Annotated in this window: 11 protein-coding genes; 3 read left to right on the top strand and 8 right to left on the bottom strand. The window is 71.5% G+C overall.

The window, feature by feature from the left end; genetic code table 11:
- Positions 1-4 precede the first annotated feature (4 nt).
- From IE250_RS09545 to IE250_RS09535, 3 genes are all read right to left on the bottom strand, one after another.
- The gene (locus IE250_RS09545) at positions 5-1303 is read right to left on the bottom strand and encodes a glycoside hydrolase family 3 N-terminal domain-containing protein (RefSeq protein ID WP_189669011.1); all 1299 of its coding nucleotides are present in this window, start codon (positions 1301-1303) and stop codon (positions 5-7) included.
- Positions 1304-1363: 60 nt separating this feature from the next.
- Positions 1364-2431, bottom strand: a complete 1068-nt coding sequence (locus tag IE250_RS09540) for a threonine aldolase family protein (protein WP_229872325.1) — start codon at positions 2429-2431, stop codon at positions 1364-1366.
- 226 nt (positions 2432-2657) lie between these two features.
- Positions 2658-2861: a cold-shock protein gene (locus IE250_RS09535; protein WP_036971009.1), complete on the bottom strand. Its 204-nt coding sequence runs from the start codon at positions 2859-2861 to the stop codon at positions 2658-2660.
- 335 nt (positions 2862-3196) lie between these two features.
- On the opposite strand from IE250_RS09535, the gene IE250_RS09530 reads away from it, so the two are divergent.
- Both IE250_RS09530 and IE250_RS09525 read left to right on the top strand, forming a co-directional pair.
- Entirely contained in the window at positions 3197-4477 is a 1281-nt protein-coding gene (locus IE250_RS09530) for an ABC transporter substrate-binding protein (RefSeq protein ID WP_189669009.1), read from the top strand.
- A gap of 164 nt (positions 4478-4641) precedes the next feature.
- Positions 4642-5367 (top strand): hypothetical protein, encoded by a 726-nt coding sequence (locus IE250_RS09525; protein ID WP_189669008.1) that lies wholly within the window; start codon positions 4642-4644, stop codon positions 5365-5367.
- 126 nt (positions 5368-5493) lie between these two features.
- Here IE250_RS09525 and IE250_RS09520 read toward each other — a convergent pair whose 3' ends face one another.
- Positions 5494-9471, bottom strand: a complete 3978-nt coding sequence (locus tag IE250_RS09520) for a TM0106 family RecB-like putative nuclease (protein ID WP_189669007.1) — start codon at positions 9469-9471, stop codon at positions 5494-5496.
- A gap of 168 nt (positions 9472-9639) precedes the next feature.
- Here IE250_RS09520 and IE250_RS24840 point away from each other — a divergent pair, with 168 nt between their 5' ends.
- Positions 9640-10797, top strand: a complete 1158-nt coding sequence (locus tag IE250_RS24840) for an excalibur calcium-binding domain-containing protein (RefSeq protein WP_189669006.1) — start codon at positions 9640-9642, stop codon at positions 10795-10797.
- A 123-nt stretch (positions 10798-10920) separates the two neighbouring features.
- Here IE250_RS24840 and IE250_RS09510 read toward each other — a convergent pair whose 3' ends face one another.
- The 4 genes from IE250_RS09510 to IE250_RS09495 all read right to left on the bottom strand — a co-directional run bounded on the left by IE250_RS09510 (position 10921) and on the right by IE250_RS09495 (position 15302).
- Positions 10921-12279, bottom strand: a complete 1359-nt coding sequence (locus IE250_RS09510) for a hypothetical protein (protein WP_189669005.1) — start codon at positions 12277-12279, stop codon at positions 10921-10923.
- The gene (locus tag IE250_RS09505) at positions 12276-13100 is read right to left on the bottom strand and encodes a SigE family RNA polymerase sigma factor (protein WP_229872291.1); all 825 of its coding nucleotides are present in this window, start codon (positions 13098-13100) and stop codon (positions 12276-12278) included. The genes IE250_RS09510 and IE250_RS09505 overlap by 4 nt, the downstream gene beginning before the upstream one ends.
- Before the next feature lie 217 nt (positions 13101-13317).
- Positions 13318-14730, bottom strand: coding sequence for a hypothetical protein (locus tag IE250_RS09500; protein WP_189669004.1), 1413 nt, complete (start codon positions 14728-14730; stop codon positions 13318-13320).
- Entirely contained in the window at positions 14727-15302 is a 576-nt protein-coding gene (locus IE250_RS09495; protein ID WP_189669003.1) for a SigE family RNA polymerase sigma factor, read from the bottom strand. Before IE250_RS09495 ends, IE250_RS09500 begins: the two co-directional genes overlap by 4 nt.
- Positions 15303-15400: the final 98 nt, after the last annotated feature.

Raw genomic sequence — 15400 nt, 5'->3', positions numbered from 1 at the left:
AGGTTCAGACACCAGCCTTGGCCGCGACGACCCGGGCCGCCGCCGCGTCCACCTTCGCGGCGAACGCGGGGTCGTTCCGCGCGGCCCTGATCAGTGCGTCCACCATGGCCGGGGCGACCGACGGCCGCGCCGAGGCGAGCACCAGGTCGACCCCTGCGCCGACGGCGCGGACCGCGCGCTCTCCGGCGGGCACCTTCTCGACCTGCGCAGTCGCGGACAGGTCGTCGGACATGATGACGCCGTCGAACCCGAGCTCGCGCACCAGGCCCACCACCCGGGGACTGAACACGGCCGGGGCGTCCGGATCGATCCGCGTGTAGATCGCTGACGACATCATGACCAGACCGGAGCCCGACTCGATGCCGGCCTCGAACACGGCCACCGACGGGTTGTCCGGGCCGGTGACCGTGTCGGTCACGCCGACCGTGCTGTCCGTGTTCCCGGTGACGCGTCCGAGGCCCGGGAAATGCTTGATCGACGTCTGCACGCCCGCGTCGCGCTGCCCCTGCGCGAACGCGTTGCCGTGCGTGATCACGGACTCCGCCGTGTACCCGTAGTTCCGCCCGAAGACCCCGATCGGCTCGTTGGACGCCGCCGTCTCCTGCGGCACGAGGTCCAGCACCGGCGCCAGGTTGAGGTTCACGCCGACCCTGGCGAGCTGGGCGCCCCATCTCCGGGACCACGCCCGGAGGTCGGACGCCGGCATCTCCGCCTGGTCGAGCGCGCTCGGCATGTCGCTGAAGCCGGGCCCGCGCAGGACCTGCACCGCGCCGCCCTCCTGGTCCGTCGCGACGAAGAGGGGCTCCCTGCCGCGCGCCGCGGCATCAACGGCGGCGTCCACCAGGTCCTTCACCGGCTGTCGGCCCGCCGTGGTGCGTCCGTGCAGGAACACACCGCCGATCTTCTGGTCCCGGAGCATGTCGAACGTCGGCTGGAACGGACCGGCGACAGGCAGGCCGACGATCACGATCTGCCCCACCTTCTCCTGCAGGCTCCAGCCGGCCACGAGCGACAGGTCCGGAGATCCGGGCGGGGGCTCCGGAGTGGGCGACGGCGTCGGCTCAGCGGTGGCTTCCCCCGGCGATACGGCGCCGGACGGCGTCTCGGGTGGCGACGCCGAACCGGACGGCGAACCGCTCGGCGGCGGCGGGCTCGGCCGTTCGCTCGTCTGGGTGCTCGACTGGGTGGGTCCGGGCAGCGCTGTCGGGCCGGGCTCCGCGGTCGGACCGGTGCAGCCCGCGAACAGGGCCGCCACTGCGAGAGCTACCGCGGTGAGGAGTCCGCTCGGGCGAGAGCTGCTCATGGCCTCCAGTCTCACCCCATCGCACGCGGCGCGTGCAAGGGAGCCGCCACCCGAACCCGCTCAGAGAGCGCGGCCGAGCGCCTGGACGAACCCGTCGACGTCCGTCTCCGTGGTGTCCCAGGCGCACATCCAGCGGACCTCGACGCGGTCGGCGGTCTCGCCCGGAGCCCAGTCGTAGAACCGCGCGTGGGCACGCGCACGGTCGGCTGCCGCGCGGGGCAGCGTCGCGAACACGACGTTCGCCTCCGTCGGACAGGTGATGCGGACCGCGCCCGGCTGGTCGCCGGTCAGCTCCGCCGCCTCGATGCCCGAACGCAGACGCGCGGCCATCGCGTTGGAGTGCGCGGCGTTGCGCAGCCACAGGGGCGCGCCCGCATCCGCGCCAGACGTCGGCGTACCCGGCTCGCCGAGCAGCGCCAGGAGCTGAGCCGATACGAACCGCGTCTTCGACGCGAGCTGCATGGTGGCCTTGCGCAGGTACGGGACGGCCTCGCCCAGGTCCGCCGATGCGCCGGCCGCGCCGCCGCCGTCGGACAGCACCACGATCGCCTCGCCCAGCATGCCGCCGTTCTTCGCGGCACCGAGGGAGACGATGTCGGCCCCGACGTCGGTGGTGATCTCCCGTAGGCCGACGCCGAGCGTGGCCGCCGCGTTCGCGAGGCGAGACCCGTCCACGTGCACGCGCAGGCCAGCCGCGTGGGCGGTGTCCGCGAGCAGCTTGAGGTCGGCGACCGAGTAGACAGTGCCCAGCTCGGTCACCTGCGTGAGGCTCAGGACCGCGGGTTGCGCGCGGTGCACGTTGCCGATGTCCCCGGCGTAGCGGTCCACGGCGTCGGGCCCGATGCGGCCCTCCACGCTCGGGACGGCGAGGATCTTGAGGCCGCCCACCCGCTCGGGAGCGCCGTTCTCATCCGTGTGGACGTGCGCGACGTCGCTGGCGATCACGCCGCCCCAGCGCGGGGCGGCCGCCATGAGGCTGATGACGTTCGCGCCCGTGCCGTTCAGCACGGGGAAGATGCGGGCCTGTTCGCCGAACACCTCGGCGGCGCGCGCCTGGAGGCGGGCCGAGACGGGATCGTCGCCGTACGAGACGGCGGCGCCGTCGTTCGCCGCGACGATCGCGGCCATGACCTCGGGGTGGACGGGGGCGTAGTTGTCGGAGGCGAAGTGCTGCACCAGCACATTCTCCCGCGTGCCCGCGGAGGCGGACCGCGGGGCCGTGCGCGCCGGGCCGGCCAGAACGAAGGCCGGCCAGAACGAAGGCCCGGCCACCTCAAAAGGTGACCGGGCCGCCGTCATACAACCAGGCGAGCTCAAGCGTACTCAGGCGAACCCGCCGTGCTGGCTGTCAGGATCAGATCGGGCGGATGTTCTCCGCCTGGAGGCCCTTGGGGCCCTGCTTCACGTCGAACTCGACGCGCTGGTTCTCCTCCAGCGAGCGGTAGCCGCTCGACTGGATCGCGCTGAAGTGGGCGAACACGTCCTGCCCACCGTCCTCGGGTGCGATGAACCCGAAGCCCTTCTCGGCGTTGAACCACTTGACGGTTCCGAATGCCATGTACTGCTCCTTGCAAGATGCGACGACCCCGGCCTTCGGGATCGCAGTAATCACGGTGTCGTCGTCATCTCTTGGAAGAACGATCGAGGCACTGCAACAAGACAAGCCTACCCGCCCGAGCCCAGGAAAGCCCGACCAAACTTCGTGACGTTCGTCAGACGGGTCCGCGGATGAACTTTTCTTGGGGTCCAGGGTGAACTTGGTCACGTCCTCGTAACAATGTGTCCACTAGTGGTCGATATGACACACGACCGTCACACGATGTAGTTACTTTCAGCGCCACGACGGGGCAAGGTGTCGCCGTCAGATCCACTCCCGCTTGAAGGGGAACAGCAATGATTCGACGTTCCACGGCTGCACGCGGTCTCGCGCTCGCGGCAGTCCTCAGCGTGGGCTTGGCCGCCTGCTCCACCTCGGGTGGTGGTGGCGGAGGTGAAGGTGAAGGCTCCGCCGAACCGCTCGTCATCGGCACCATCCTCCCGGTCACCGGTTCCCTCGCCTACCTCGGCCCGCCCGAGTTCGCTGGCGTCGGGCTCGCGGTCGACGAGATCAACGCTGCCGGAGGTGTGCTCGGCAACGACGTAGAGCTCGAGAATGGCGACTCCGGCGACTCGACCGACATGAGCGTCTCGACCAACACCGCCACCGACCTCATCGGCAAGGGCGCGCAGGTTGCCATCGGCGCGGCGTCCTCGTCCGTGTCCCAGAACGTGCTGGACCAGTTCACCGAGGCTGGGGTCCTCCAGATCTCGCCCGCGAACACGTCCACCGAGCTGTCGGGTGCGAGCGACCTGTACACCCGGACCGCTCCGCCGGACACCGTGCAGGGCGCGGCGCTCGGCTCGCTCATCCTCGACGGCGGCCACCAGAAGGTCGCCTTCCTGGTGCAGAACGAGACCTACGGCACCGGTCTGCGCGACAACGTGCAGAAGGCCATCGAGGCCGCGGGGGCCGAGGTCGTGTACGGCGGCACGGGCGCCGGCGACGAGTTCGCCCCGGGCGAGACCAACTTCTCGTCCATCGTGACCGACGCGCTGGCAGCCAAGCCGGACGCCATCGCCATCATCGCGTTCGAGGAGACCAAGGCAGCTGTCGCCGAGCTCGTCTCGCAGGGCTGGGACTTCAACGGCACCACGTACTTCTGCGACGGCAACACCGCCGACTACACGAAGGACTTCGACAAGGGGACGCTCGAGGGCGTCATCGGCACCATCCCGGGCGCCGACCCCGCGCAGGAGTTCAAGGACAAGGCGAGCGCCTGGTACGAGGAGAATGAGGGCGAGCCCCTCGCCGACTACGCCTACGCCGCTGAGTCGTACGACGCAGTGATCCTCGCCGCGCTCGCCGCGGTGAAGGCCGGGTCGACCGCCGGCACCGACATCGCCGCGGAGTTCGCCGCGGTGTCCGGCGCGAACGGCGGCACCGAGGTGACCACCTTCGAGGAGGGCGTCGCGGCGCTCGAGGCCGGCGACGAGATCCACTACAAGGGCGTCTCCGGCATCGGGCCGATCAACGAGGACAACGACCCGTCGTCTGCGTTCGTCGGTGTCTACAAGTACGACGACAAGAACGCGATCGTCTTCGAGCGCGCGATCGAGGGTTCCGTCGAGGGCTGACGCTCCCGACAGACCTACCACGAGAGGCCCGGCCACCCAGGTGGCCGGGTCTTTCGTCATGTCCCGTCCGCGTACGAGCGGGACGATGGACGGGAACCCAGGACGACGACGTTCCGTTGACCCGGGTGGACCGTCAGGACCGAACCTCACTAAGGACTGAGATCATGGGCTTCCTCGACCGACTGCTCGGCCGCGAGCCGCGCGAGCAGACCCCCGGCATGTACCAGGGCGGCCGCACGCCGCAGCCGCAGTATCGGCAGGCGCCGGGCCAGACCCCCGACTACGGCACGGCACCCGTCTACGGATCCGCCGCGAGCACGGGCCGCAGCGAGGACGAGGTGGCGATCGAGCGTTACCGCTACCTGCTGCGCACCGCGCCGCCGGACCGGGTCGAAGAGGCGCACGCGGAGGCGTTCGCGCAGCTCACGCCTGAGCAGCGGAGCCAAGTGCTGGCCCAGCTGAGCGAGACCGTGCCGCCGAACGAGCGCGCGACGTCGGACGATCCGCGCGACCTGGCCCGCATGGCCACCCGCGCCGAGATGCGAAACCCCGGCACCCTCGAGCGAAACTTCGGCGCGAGCCGTGGTCCGGGCTTCGGCTCGATGCTGGGCGCGAGCATGCTCGGCACGATCGGTGGCATGGTCATCGGCTCGGCCGTGGCGGACATGATGTTCGGCAGCTCGTTCGGGGACCCGGGCCAGGACTTCGCCGGCGAGGCGGGTGGCGGTGAGGCCGGCGGGGAGGCCGGTGGCGAGGAGGCCGGTGCCGAACCGGTCGAGGCTTCCGGCGCTGAGGGCGGCGACGCCGGTGGCGACGGTGGCGGCTTCTTCGGTGGTGACTTCGGGGGCGGCGACTTCGGTGGGGGCGACTTCGGAGGCGGCGAGTTCTAGCTTCCTCGTTGGTCGAGCTTCCTCGCTGGTCGAGCTTGTCGAGACCCTGTTCTCGACAAGCTCGACCAACGGGCGGCGAAGACCTCGCGACAGTTCTGTCGCGGCCGCTGTTCAGGTGCCGATGCGTCAGCTGCCGATGAGGCGGAGGAACCCGCCGAGCTCCATGAGGTGGCGGACGCCGTTGGCCTCCAGGTCGCCGGGGAGGTAGTCGGTGAGCCGGGGTGACGAGATCACGACCGCCCGCCACTGTGCGCGCGACACTGCCACGTTGATGCGGTTGCGCGACAGCAGGAATCCCATGCCGCGGGAGACGTTCTCGGGCGCCGAGGCGGCGAGCGTCAGGATCGCGACCGGCGCCTCACGCCCCTGGAACATGTCGACCGTGCCGACGGGCACGCCGCCGAGGCCGGCCGTGCGCAGCGCCTCGCGCACCGTGTGGACCTGCGCGTTGTAGGCGGCGACCACCACCACGTCGTCGGGGCCGAGCGGGCGGGACGGGTGGCCGCCTCCCGGGACCCACGCGCGTCCGATCACGGCCTGCACCTGGCGGACCACCTCGGCGGCCTCCTCGCGGGACGACGTCGAGCGACCCTCGTGGACGACCGGGACGTGCACCACCCCGGGCGCCACGCCGTCGAGCGAACGCTCGGTGGTGACCCGGTTGGCCGAGAGCCGGCCGGCGTACGCGAGCTGGGACACGGCGGCGCAGACAGCGGGGTGCATCCTCCACGACTCGGGCAGCAGGTAGCCGAGCCCGTCGGGCAGCACTGAGCTGCCGGCGGCGAGCCAGGCGAGCGCCGACGCGTCGACAGGTTCGGGATGTCTCCCCTGGCTGACCTGCGGAAGCTGCTGCGGGTCGCCGAGCAGGAGCAGCCGCTGCGCGGCCCGGCCGACGGCCACCGTATCGGCGAGCGAGAACTGCCCGGCCTCGTCGATGACCAGCAGGTCGAGCCCTTCGTCGGGCCAGCGCTCGTGCGCGAAGTCCCATGCGGTGCCGCCCACGACGCAGCCGCTGGTGCTGCTCGCGGCGAAGTCCGCGAGCTCGGCGCTGGTCAGCTCCTGCCACGGCTGAGCCCCGGGCCCAGGCTTCTCGGTGCCCTTCGCCCGCTGCTTCTTCGCGACCAGCTCGACCGGCACCCCCGCCTTGTCGACGACGGCGCTGAGCATGTTCTCGACCGCCGAGTGCGACTGGGCCACCACGCCCACCCGCCAGCCGGCGCCCACGAGCTTGGCGACGACGTGCGACCCGACATGCGTCTTGCCGGTACCGGGCGGGCCCTGCACGGCGAGGTAGGAGTGGTCGAGCCGCTCGACGGCGGCATGCACGGCCGCCTCCAGGCCGAACCCGCCGTCGTCTCCGCCGTCGAGCCCGGGCAGGTCCCCGTCGCGCTGCCCTGAGCCTGTCGAAGTGTCGACCAGCCGTGGCGGCCGACGGCGCAGCAGGTCGACCGCGGCGCCGTCGGGCAGGGTGCGATCCGTGTCCCACAGGGCGAGGGCGGCGCGGGCCGCCTCCTCGACCGCCCGTTCCTGCGCGTCGTGGGCCGGGCCGCGCTGCGGTGCGAGCGCCACGGGCGCCTGGTCGTGCGGCTCCGCTCCCCCGGACAGCCGCTCCCGCAGGACGACGACGTCGCGCCACCGCGGTGCGTCGTCCTGCTCGGCGTCAGGCTCCTCGTGGATCGCCAGGATCACGCCGCCCGAGTGCTCGCCCCGCACGGCGCGTGCTTCGAGCTCGCCGACCACCGGCGGCACGGGCTGGTCGTACAGCACTTGGACGCCGTCGCCTACGCCGAGGTCTGAGCCGTCGACCCGCGACCCGTCGAGCATGCGCCCCACCAGCTCGATCTCTCGCGTGGGCAGCCGATCGCGCCCCTCGACGCCCCAGTCCCGCAGCACGACCGAACGTTCCACGTGGAACGTCGACCTCCGCCCGGGCCATTCGTCCAGAGGCAGCTCGAGCCGCGCGTAGTGCTCCTGCCAGAAGGGCTTCTCCTCCCGCTGGTAGTACCCGACCGCGGCGCCCAGCATCGCGAGCGCCTGCACCTCGAGCGACCGCTCCCCGCGGTTCTCCCCCACGCGAGACGAGATCTCGGCGGCCAGCGCCAACCGCCGCTCCCGCCCCTCCCGCCGGGCCGTTGCCCGAGGGCTCTCCTCTGGGGCTTCGGAGGACTCGACGGGCGCGACCGGCGGGGCAGGCTCGACCGCCAAGGGCCGGGTCTCGACAGGCTCGACCGACGAGGCAGGATCGACCGACGAGGCTGGATCGACCGACGAGGCTGGCTCGACCAGCGAGGTCTCGGCAGGCTCGACCGACGGGACAGGCTCGACCGCCAACGGCCGGGCCTCGACCGACCCGACCGACGATCGCGCAACCCTCAGCCAATCGAGCAACCGCAACGTCGACCGGCAGTCGTACTCGTTGTAGTCCAGGATCCGCTGCCTGAGCTCCGCCGCCCGCTCATCTCCGTCGGCGGCGAGCTTCGCGTACTCCGCATACTCCGTGACCGACGCCGTGGCGCTCGTGACACCCTCGCGTGACGGATCGTCCTGCATGTAGAGCGGTTCGAGCTTCTTGATCGACTTGGACCGGTTCGATATCCGCAGGCAGGACCGCACCACCGCGTAGAGGTCGACAAGCACGCCGTCGCGGAGCAGCTGGTCCACCTCGTCCTCGTAGACGCCGTGCCGCGCCGCGATGGAGAGCAGGTGCGTCTTCTCGTAGGCGGCGTAGTGGTAGACGTGCAGGTCGGGATACGTCCTCAGACGTGCGTTGAGGTAGTCGACGAACTGGACGAGCGCGTCGCGCTCGCTCGCCAGGTCGTCGGCCCAGAGCCCGTGGAAGGGCGGTATCCCGTCGTCCGGGCCGGGGCGCTCGACCCAGCCGAACAGGTAGTCGAGGCCCATGGCCGGCGCCTGGTCGTCGCCGGGCAGGCGCGCGTCCTCCCACAGGGGATCGCCCTCGAAGTCGAAGAACACGTCCCCGGGGCTCGGGTTCGGGAGCCGGTCGATGGCCTCGGTAGCGGTGAGCTGCCAGCGCAGCCGGCCGTCGGGGCCGTCGGGGTCGACGCCGTCGGGCAGGTGGTCGAGTGCAACCGAGCCGTCGCCGTCGTCCAGCCCGAGCTGGAGGCGCGCCTGGGCGCGCAGCCCTTCGAAGCGGGCGGCGGCCATGCCGTCCGGTGGCTCCTCGGCGGCCGCGAGCCCGTCGATGGTGGTGATCCCCGATGCCGACAGCCTGGCCCGCTGCGCCCCGTACACCCCGCCGACCAGCAGGACGTCGCGGCTGCGGTTGGCGGCATCGGCGCAGTCCTGGCAGTCGCGCAGCCTGCCGCAGGTCAGGTACCGCCCGTCGCTCCAGCTCACCGGGGCGTCGTCGGCCACGTGGGCGTCCAGGATCTCGGTGAGGCGCGCACGACGCTTGCGGAAGACCGGCAGCAGGTCGGCCAGCCGGTGCGACGTGGTCTCCCCCGTGCCGAGCACGAGGTGCACCTCGTCCGTCGGGTCGATCCGCGCGGCCATCAGCTGGTCCGCGTATGCGGCGAGCTGAAGCAGGGCGCGCACCTTGGTGCGGCGAGCGAGCTTGGAGTCGTGCACGGCGTACCGCGGCTGAGGGGCGAGCCTGCGCGCCTCGGAATGCCGCGCCGCTGGATCCAGCGCCATGACGCCGCCGTGCTCGCCGGAGTGCACCATCTCGCCGAGCAGGTCGCGCACCAGGAAGTCGGCCCGGCCGTGGAACCGGCCGTCGAAGAACGAGGCCTGGTAGACGACGTCGGCGCCCTGCTCCAGGGCGGCCAGCGTGCGGGCGTGCGCTTCGGTCAGCTCGTCGCGGGACATGCGGCGGGCGGGTGCGACCTCGAGCACGCCGCCAGGGCGTCCGGCGTCGGCCGGGCCGAAGGTGCGGACGTGACCGTCGAGGACGCGGCGTTCGTGGTCCTCGCCCAGGGCCGCGGTGCGGGCGAGCATCTCGTCCTCCTCCCGCGGACGGCGAGGGCTGCGACCCAGTAGCTCGTCGAGGCGTCGCAGCAGGCGAAACTCGCACTCGCCGGCGATCACCAGGTCGCTGGCCGAGTACACGAGTGTGCCGGCGTCTTCACGCTCCAGGAGGAACATGTCCCCAGGTCTACCAGGGACCACCGACACGAGCGCGCTACTGTCGCCCCACATGTCCGGTTAACGGGGTAGCAGGCAGCACCTCCCGCGCCACCTTTTGGCGCCGGGTTCTGGCGCCGACCCGCCTGGATGGCCGATAGTGGGGCCGACCGTATCGAAGGAGCAACCATGCCCGTGCGCTTCAACCCGCCTCCGGGTTGGCAGGTGCCCCCGGGATTCCGACCCGACTCCAACTGGGCTCCCGACCCGTCGTGGCCGCCGGCCCCGCCCGGTTGGGACTACTGGGTCGACCGGCCCGACTCTCCCCAGCCCGACGCCGGAGCCCGCGGCGGCGAGCCCGCCGCACAGCCGAGCTCCGCCCCTGCTCCCGCCGTGAAGACGGGCGCAGACGCGGACACCCGGACGGTCGCGATCCAGGTGATCGACGGCCCCGCCACCCGCCCCGCCGCCGCGCCGCCGAGCGTGCCCAGCATGTCGCCCGCCGAGGCGATGGGCGCGACCATGACCATGGCGCCGATCGGTGCTCCCCCGGCACCGGGCGCGCCCCGGCCGGGTTCGGGCCCGCAGCCCGTGTACCCGCCGCAACCCGGTATGGCGCCCCCGCCCCCGCCTCCGGAGCCACCCAGCAAGCGACCGACCACTGGCGTGCTCGCCGCCCTCAAGGGGCTCGGCGGCAGGCTGGCGCCGCCTGCGGGCCCGCCCGGGGCCTCCGGTCCTGGTCCGCTGAGCATCGACGACGCCAACCGCCCGCGCCCCGGCGGACCGATGCCCCTCGGGCAGGTGCCCGTAGGACCCATGGGAGCGGGACCGCGCCCCGGCGCCCCCGTGCGCCAGGGCGGCCCGCGCCCCCCAGGTGCCGGGCTGATGATCGCCATCGCCGTGGCCGGCATCGCGCTCGGCGTGATCGTGGGTGTGATCGTCACGGCGGGCCAGCAGGCCGACGCGAACCAGGCGATCACCGACGCCCAGAACATCCAGTCGCAGATCGACGAGCAGCGCGCCGAGATCGAGTCCGAACGCGCTCAGGTCGAGAAGCAGCGTGACGAGGTGGCCAAGCGCGAACAGGCTCTGGGCGACCGCGAGGCTCAGCTCGAGGAGCGGGAGACCGCGCTCGAGCAGCAGGAACAACAGCAGCAGCAGGAGCAGCAAGAGGACCAGGACGGCGACAACGGGAACGGGAACGGCGGGAACCCCGGAACGGTCTTCTACTGGAACTGCGACGCCGTGCGTGCCGCCGGTGCGGCCCCGCTCGCGAGCACGGAGCCGGGCTACATGCCCCACCTGGACGGGAACGGCAACGGCATCGCCTGCGAGGACGGCGAGTAGTCACATCTGAAACCAGTCTGAGAAAATAGAGCGGGCCGAGGCAGATCCCCAGAATCTGCCTCGGCCTGCTCATGTGTTCCCGGCCCACGCCATCTCCCCAGACGAGACGCGGACCGGGAAGTCTTATCCCCCGAAGAGTCCCTCCAGGAGTGCACCGAGGCCGAGGGGATCCCCGTCCTCGGGAGCTTCGGTCGGCTCCTTGCTGGGAGCCGGGCTGGGCGACACCTCGCCGTCGGGCACGATCTCGCCCGCCGAGGCGAGCTGCAGTGCCTCGCTCATGTCCACCAGGCACAGCCGCCAGACGTCGGCGTCCACACCCTTCGGTGCCCGCGAGAACGCCTTGCCGGTGAGCTGCGGCGGCGCCGTCCAGCTCGTGCCGGTGCGCTGCGCCACGCAGGTCTCCATCGCGGGGACCTCGTTCGCCTGCGCGTTCTCGACCAGCATCGGAGCCAGCTTCGCGACCATCGGCGCAGGTGCTGCGGCCTTCGGCTTCTTCACGGTCTCGCCCGCGATGTCGTGGATGACCGCGCACTCGGGCGAGGTGCTGCGGCACCAGGAGGCGCTCCACGTGCCCTGGTTCGAGTAGACGAACCCGCGCGGCTCCGCCGTCGAGCGGTCCACCTGCAGGACCCGCATCCACACGCTGCCGTCGCCGAGCACGTCGAACGGCGTGACCCGGAGCGACGCGCCCGCTTCGGGCGCGCCCGTCTCGCCGGAACCGCCGTCCGAACCGGTACCCGGTGACGCGGACGCCCCCTGCGCGCCCGCGGCACCATCGGTCTGCGGGTCGTCGAAGACCAGGAACTGGTCTCCCTCCATGGCCCCGGAGGAGAAGCCGAACACGAGGGCCGGACCGCCGTCGGACGGCAGGACCATCGCGTCGGACGTGACGCCGCGCCAGAGCAGGGTTCCACCGAGGTTCCCCGCACGGAGGTTCTCGAGGGCGGTGTCGCCACCCGCGAGGACCTCCAGGTCTGTGGCGCTGTGCCGGCCGTCGATCTTCGCCAGGGTCACCACCGCGAGATAGCGGTCGCCACCCCCGGCGGAGAGACCGAGGTCGAGCACAGCGGTGTCCGCATCGACGCGATAGGCCGCGGGCTGCGCCACCGTGCGCACGCCGGGCGCCAGGTATGCGAGCTCCGCCGCCGGGTCCGGCGTCGGGATGTCGGTGGGCGACGGCGCAGGCGGTTCGACGTCGACCTCGCCCTCGTCGAACGTCGACGGCGGTGCCGCGCTGGGCGTGACCTCTACCGGGTTGTTGCTCCAGAAGCCCGGGATACCGGGCAGCGCACCGGCCGCACCGGCTCCGACCGTGGCGAGCGCAAGCGTGGAGGCCAGCGTGACGCTCGCACGCCGCGTGGCGTGCTTACGACGGCTCGACCGCAGGACGCTGTCCAGGTCCAGCGTCGACGCGGGTACTGCCGCGTGCGCCGACTCGCGGACCCGGGCGACGAAGTCGTCGTCGGGGAGGCTCATGTTCATCGACTGCCGCCCAGTGAATCGAGATCGAGAATCGCGCGCAGGTGGGCGAGCCCGCGCGAGGCCGTGGACTTCACGGTGCCGAGGGGAATTCCGAGCTCGTTCGAGACCTCGGACTCCGAAAGGTCCAGGAGGTGGCGCAGCACCACTACCCGGCGCTGCTTCACCGGGAGCCGCAGGAGAGCGCGCACGACGGCGTCACGATCGTCAACGGTGCGGGTCGGCATCCGAGCCGAGGGCCGGGAGACGCGGACGTCGTCCTGCGGCAGCTCGTCGGGGCCGGTCAGGACCTCGCGCCGCGTACGGCGCCAGGCGTCGATCCGCAGGTTCGCCAGCACGCGTCGCGCGTAGACGAGCGGATCGCCCTGGCGGGCCTTGTGCCAGTGCCGGTAGCACCGCTCGAAGGTCTGCTGGGTGAGCTCCTCCGCACGGTGCGCATCACCGCTCAGAAGGAAGGCCATCCGGTGGAGTGGATCCTTGGCCTCTCGCATGAACGCGGTGAACTCTTCGTTCTTCGAAACCTGTGCGTTCCTGCGCGCGTGAGTGGCCCTGGGCCGGTCTGTACGCACGGGCAGCGAGGTTACGTCATCGGCGTCCGCCGCCCCATCCCGGACCACTGTGAGTGGCCTGGTCGCGGGCACGGGTTCGGCCCCGGGCTTGGTTGCCGACTCGACGTCTACGTCGTCCGCGACCGGCACGATCGCGAGCTCCGCCGCCGACTTCGGCGTCGTGGTGGAAGGGGAGTCTGGGGTGTTCTGCTGGGTGGTCACGGTCTCCAGGTCGTCCGCAGAGCTGGAGTCGGCGCGCACGACGCGCAGAACCACGGGCTTGGGGACCCGGGACTCTGGCGCTCGAACGCGCGGACTCGTGACTGTCACGAACGGAACACGGGCCGACCGGGGCGAAGGTTCCATCCGGTTTTAACGGATTTCTTCGGAGCGGGTGTGATCCAGGCCACCACGCACGTCGAAGCACGTGCCAGACGCACAGATCACTGGGGTGACCTGCACGTCTGACACGTGCCGGGTGATGCGGGGCGGGTCAGCGGCGGAAGTCCAGCGTCCCCAGGAAGGTGTGCAGGTCCTTCAAGCCCTGCTCGGTACCGTCGAACTCGACCACGAGGAACAGGTTCTCGCCCTGGTCCTCCTGATGGATGAAGATCTGGAGCCAGTAGTAGTCGGCCTCACCGTCCGCGTTATGGATGGTCGGTAGGACCTCGGCGTAGTCGGCGCCCGGGACGTCGATCATCTGAGACTGCGGCGCGTCCATGGTCCGGCTCCACCAGTTGCCGCCGGGCTTCCCGCCCTGGACGTAGACCCGCTCGGGCCACTCAGTCTCCTCGGCCGCGCGCTCCTTCTCCTCCTTGGAGGCGTCCGTCCACGACTCGAGGGTCTCCGCATCGACGCCCGGGTCCACGTGCGTGATCGTCGGCCCGGTCCACTCGACGCCAGGTGAGAACTCACCCTCGGTCTCCTTGTCGACCCAGCCCTTCGGCACCGCGAACTTCAGGCCGTTGTGCTCGGTCCTGACCCAGTCGGCCGGGACACCGCGCTCGATGGCGTCCAGGACCGGTGTCGAGAACTCCGGCTGGTACCAGTCGGGCTCGCCCGCCTCCTTGAACCAGAGGTTCCCGACGAAGTTTCGCAGCGTGGTGTCGCCCTGCGCGTTCGCGGGGAAGCGGGTCTCGATGATCCAGCCCTCGTCGCCGCTGCGGAGCGTGATCGTGGCGGGGCGGACCTTGCCCTCCCGCTTGTGCTGCTCGATGACCACGAGGTCCGCGCCCTCGATGTCCAGCGTCATCGCGCCGGAGTCCTTCGCCGGCACCGTCCAGCCGGCAACGTCGAACACGTTGCGCAGCTCGATGGTGGCGTCCATGTCGTCGATGGTGCCGGTCTCGCCAAGGCCCGCGGCCTCCGGGTGCTCCGGGTCCAGCCATCCGGCGACGCCGCCCGCGTTGACGTCGCCGACCGCGAACCAGCCGCCCGGCGGCACCTCGTACCAGAGGCCGCCGAGGATGTACGGGGCGTGCCCCCCGCCTTCGACGACACCGCGCTCGACGCCCGGCATCACCGGCAGCGTTCCGCCACCGGTCCGCAGGTACTCCGTCGGTGCGGCGTCGGGCTCGATGCTCGGGCTCGGGGAGGGGCTCGGGCTGGCCGACGGCGACTCGCTCGCCCGTGCCGACTCGGCATGCGACTTGTCAGTGCCCGGCAAGGGTTCCTGCCGGTCTGCGTAGATCGCGCCGGCCGCACCGATGCCCGCGCCGGCGAGCACGAGTGCGGCGACGCCGGCAGTCGCAGCGACCACGACCCGGCGCCGGCGGACGTTCCGCACCGCCCGCACCGCCATGGTGACCGAGTCCAGTGACTCGGGCGGCTCGATCGTCGAGCCGGCCGCACGCAGCTCCGCGACCAGCGTCGCGTCCTGCTTCGCGTTGATGTCGTGGACGTTCATGATCGACTCATCTCGCCGTCGGGCACCACGAGGGTGCGCAAGCGCGCCAGGGCGCGCGAGGCAGTGGACTTGACCGTGCCGGCGGAGATGCCGAGCTCGGCCGCGGTGTCGGCCTCGGAACGGTCCAGCAGGTAGCGCAGCACCACGACGCGGCGCTGCTTGACGGGCAGCTGCATGAGGGCGCGGACCAGGCGGTCGCGGTCGCCCAGCCCGGTGTCCGACGCCGGAGCGCTCCGCTCCGGCGCACTGCTCGCCGGGTCGTCGCTCAGCGTCTCGCGCTTGGTGCGGCGCCATGTGTCGATGCGGGCCGTCGCCAGGACGCGGCGCGCGTAGGCGAACGGGTCGCCGTCGCCCACCTTCTTCCAGGCCTTGAACGTGCGCTCGAGGGCGAGCTGCACCAGGTCCTGCGCGCGGTGCTGGTCGCCGCAGAGCAGGTACGCGATCCGGTACAGGGCCGGAGTGCTGACCTGTGCGAACACCGTGAACTCCGCTACCGGGTCCAGACCGCTCCGGACTACGGGGAAGTCACCGGTGGACATCTCCGGCTCCAGGCTCACCGCTACCTCGCTCATCCGGTGCACCGCCCGGAGCTGTGGCCGGTGACCTGCCCCGGCACTGGTTCGCGGCGCCGTGCGGGCCGCTTCGTGTGCGTCATGCACCTTAGACGCAG

This window comes from Promicromonospora soli, assembly GCF_014653785.1.
GTDB classification, from domain to species: Bacteria; Actinomycetota; Actinomycetes; order Actinomycetales; family Cellulomonadaceae; genus Promicromonospora; species Promicromonospora soli.
The sequence above is the reverse complement of the archived record's forward strand: the minus strand, read 5'-3'. Positions and strand labels throughout refer to the sequence as shown.

What these genes read in the sequence shown, in the direction of transcription:
- IE250_RS09545 (WP_189669011.1), bottom strand. Translation starts at nt 1,303, where the DNA reads ATGAGCAGCTCTCGCCCGAGCGGACTCCTCACCGCGGTAGCTCTCGCA.
- IE250_RS09540 (WP_229872325.1), bottom strand. Translation starts at nt 2,431, where the DNA reads ATGGCCGCGATCGTCGCGGCGAACGACGGCGCCGCCGTCTCGTACGGC.
- IE250_RS09535 (WP_036971009.1), bottom strand. Translation starts at nt 2,861, where the DNA reads ATGGCATTCGGAACCGTCAAGTGGTTCAACGCCGAGAAGGGCTTCGGG.
- IE250_RS09530 (WP_189669009.1), top strand. Translation starts at nt 3,197, where the DNA reads ATGATTCGACGTTCCACGGCTGCACGCGGTCTCGCGCTCGCGGCAGTC.
- IE250_RS09525 (WP_189669008.1), top strand. Translation starts at nt 4,642, where the DNA reads ATGGGCTTCCTCGACCGACTGCTCGGCCGCGAGCCGCGCGAGCAGACC.
- IE250_RS09520 (WP_189669007.1), bottom strand. Translation starts at nt 9,471, where the DNA reads ATGTTCCTCCTGGAGCGTGAAGACGCCGGCACACTCGTGTACTCGGCC.
- IE250_RS24840 (WP_189669006.1), top strand. Translation starts at nt 9,640, where the DNA reads ATGCCCGTGCGCTTCAACCCGCCTCCGGGTTGGCAGGTGCCCCCGGGA.
- IE250_RS09510 (WP_189669005.1), bottom strand. Translation starts at nt 12,279, where the DNA reads ATGAACATGAGCCTCCCCGACGACGACTTCGTCGCCCGGGTCCGCGAG.
- IE250_RS09500 (WP_189669004.1), bottom strand. Translation starts at nt 14,730, where the DNA reads ATGAACGTCCACGACATCAACGCGAAGCAGGACGCGACGCTGGTCGCG.
- IE250_RS09495 (WP_189669003.1), bottom strand. Translation starts at nt 15,302, where the DNA reads ATGAGCGAGGTAGCGGTGAGCCTGGAGCCGGAGATGTCCACCGGTGAC.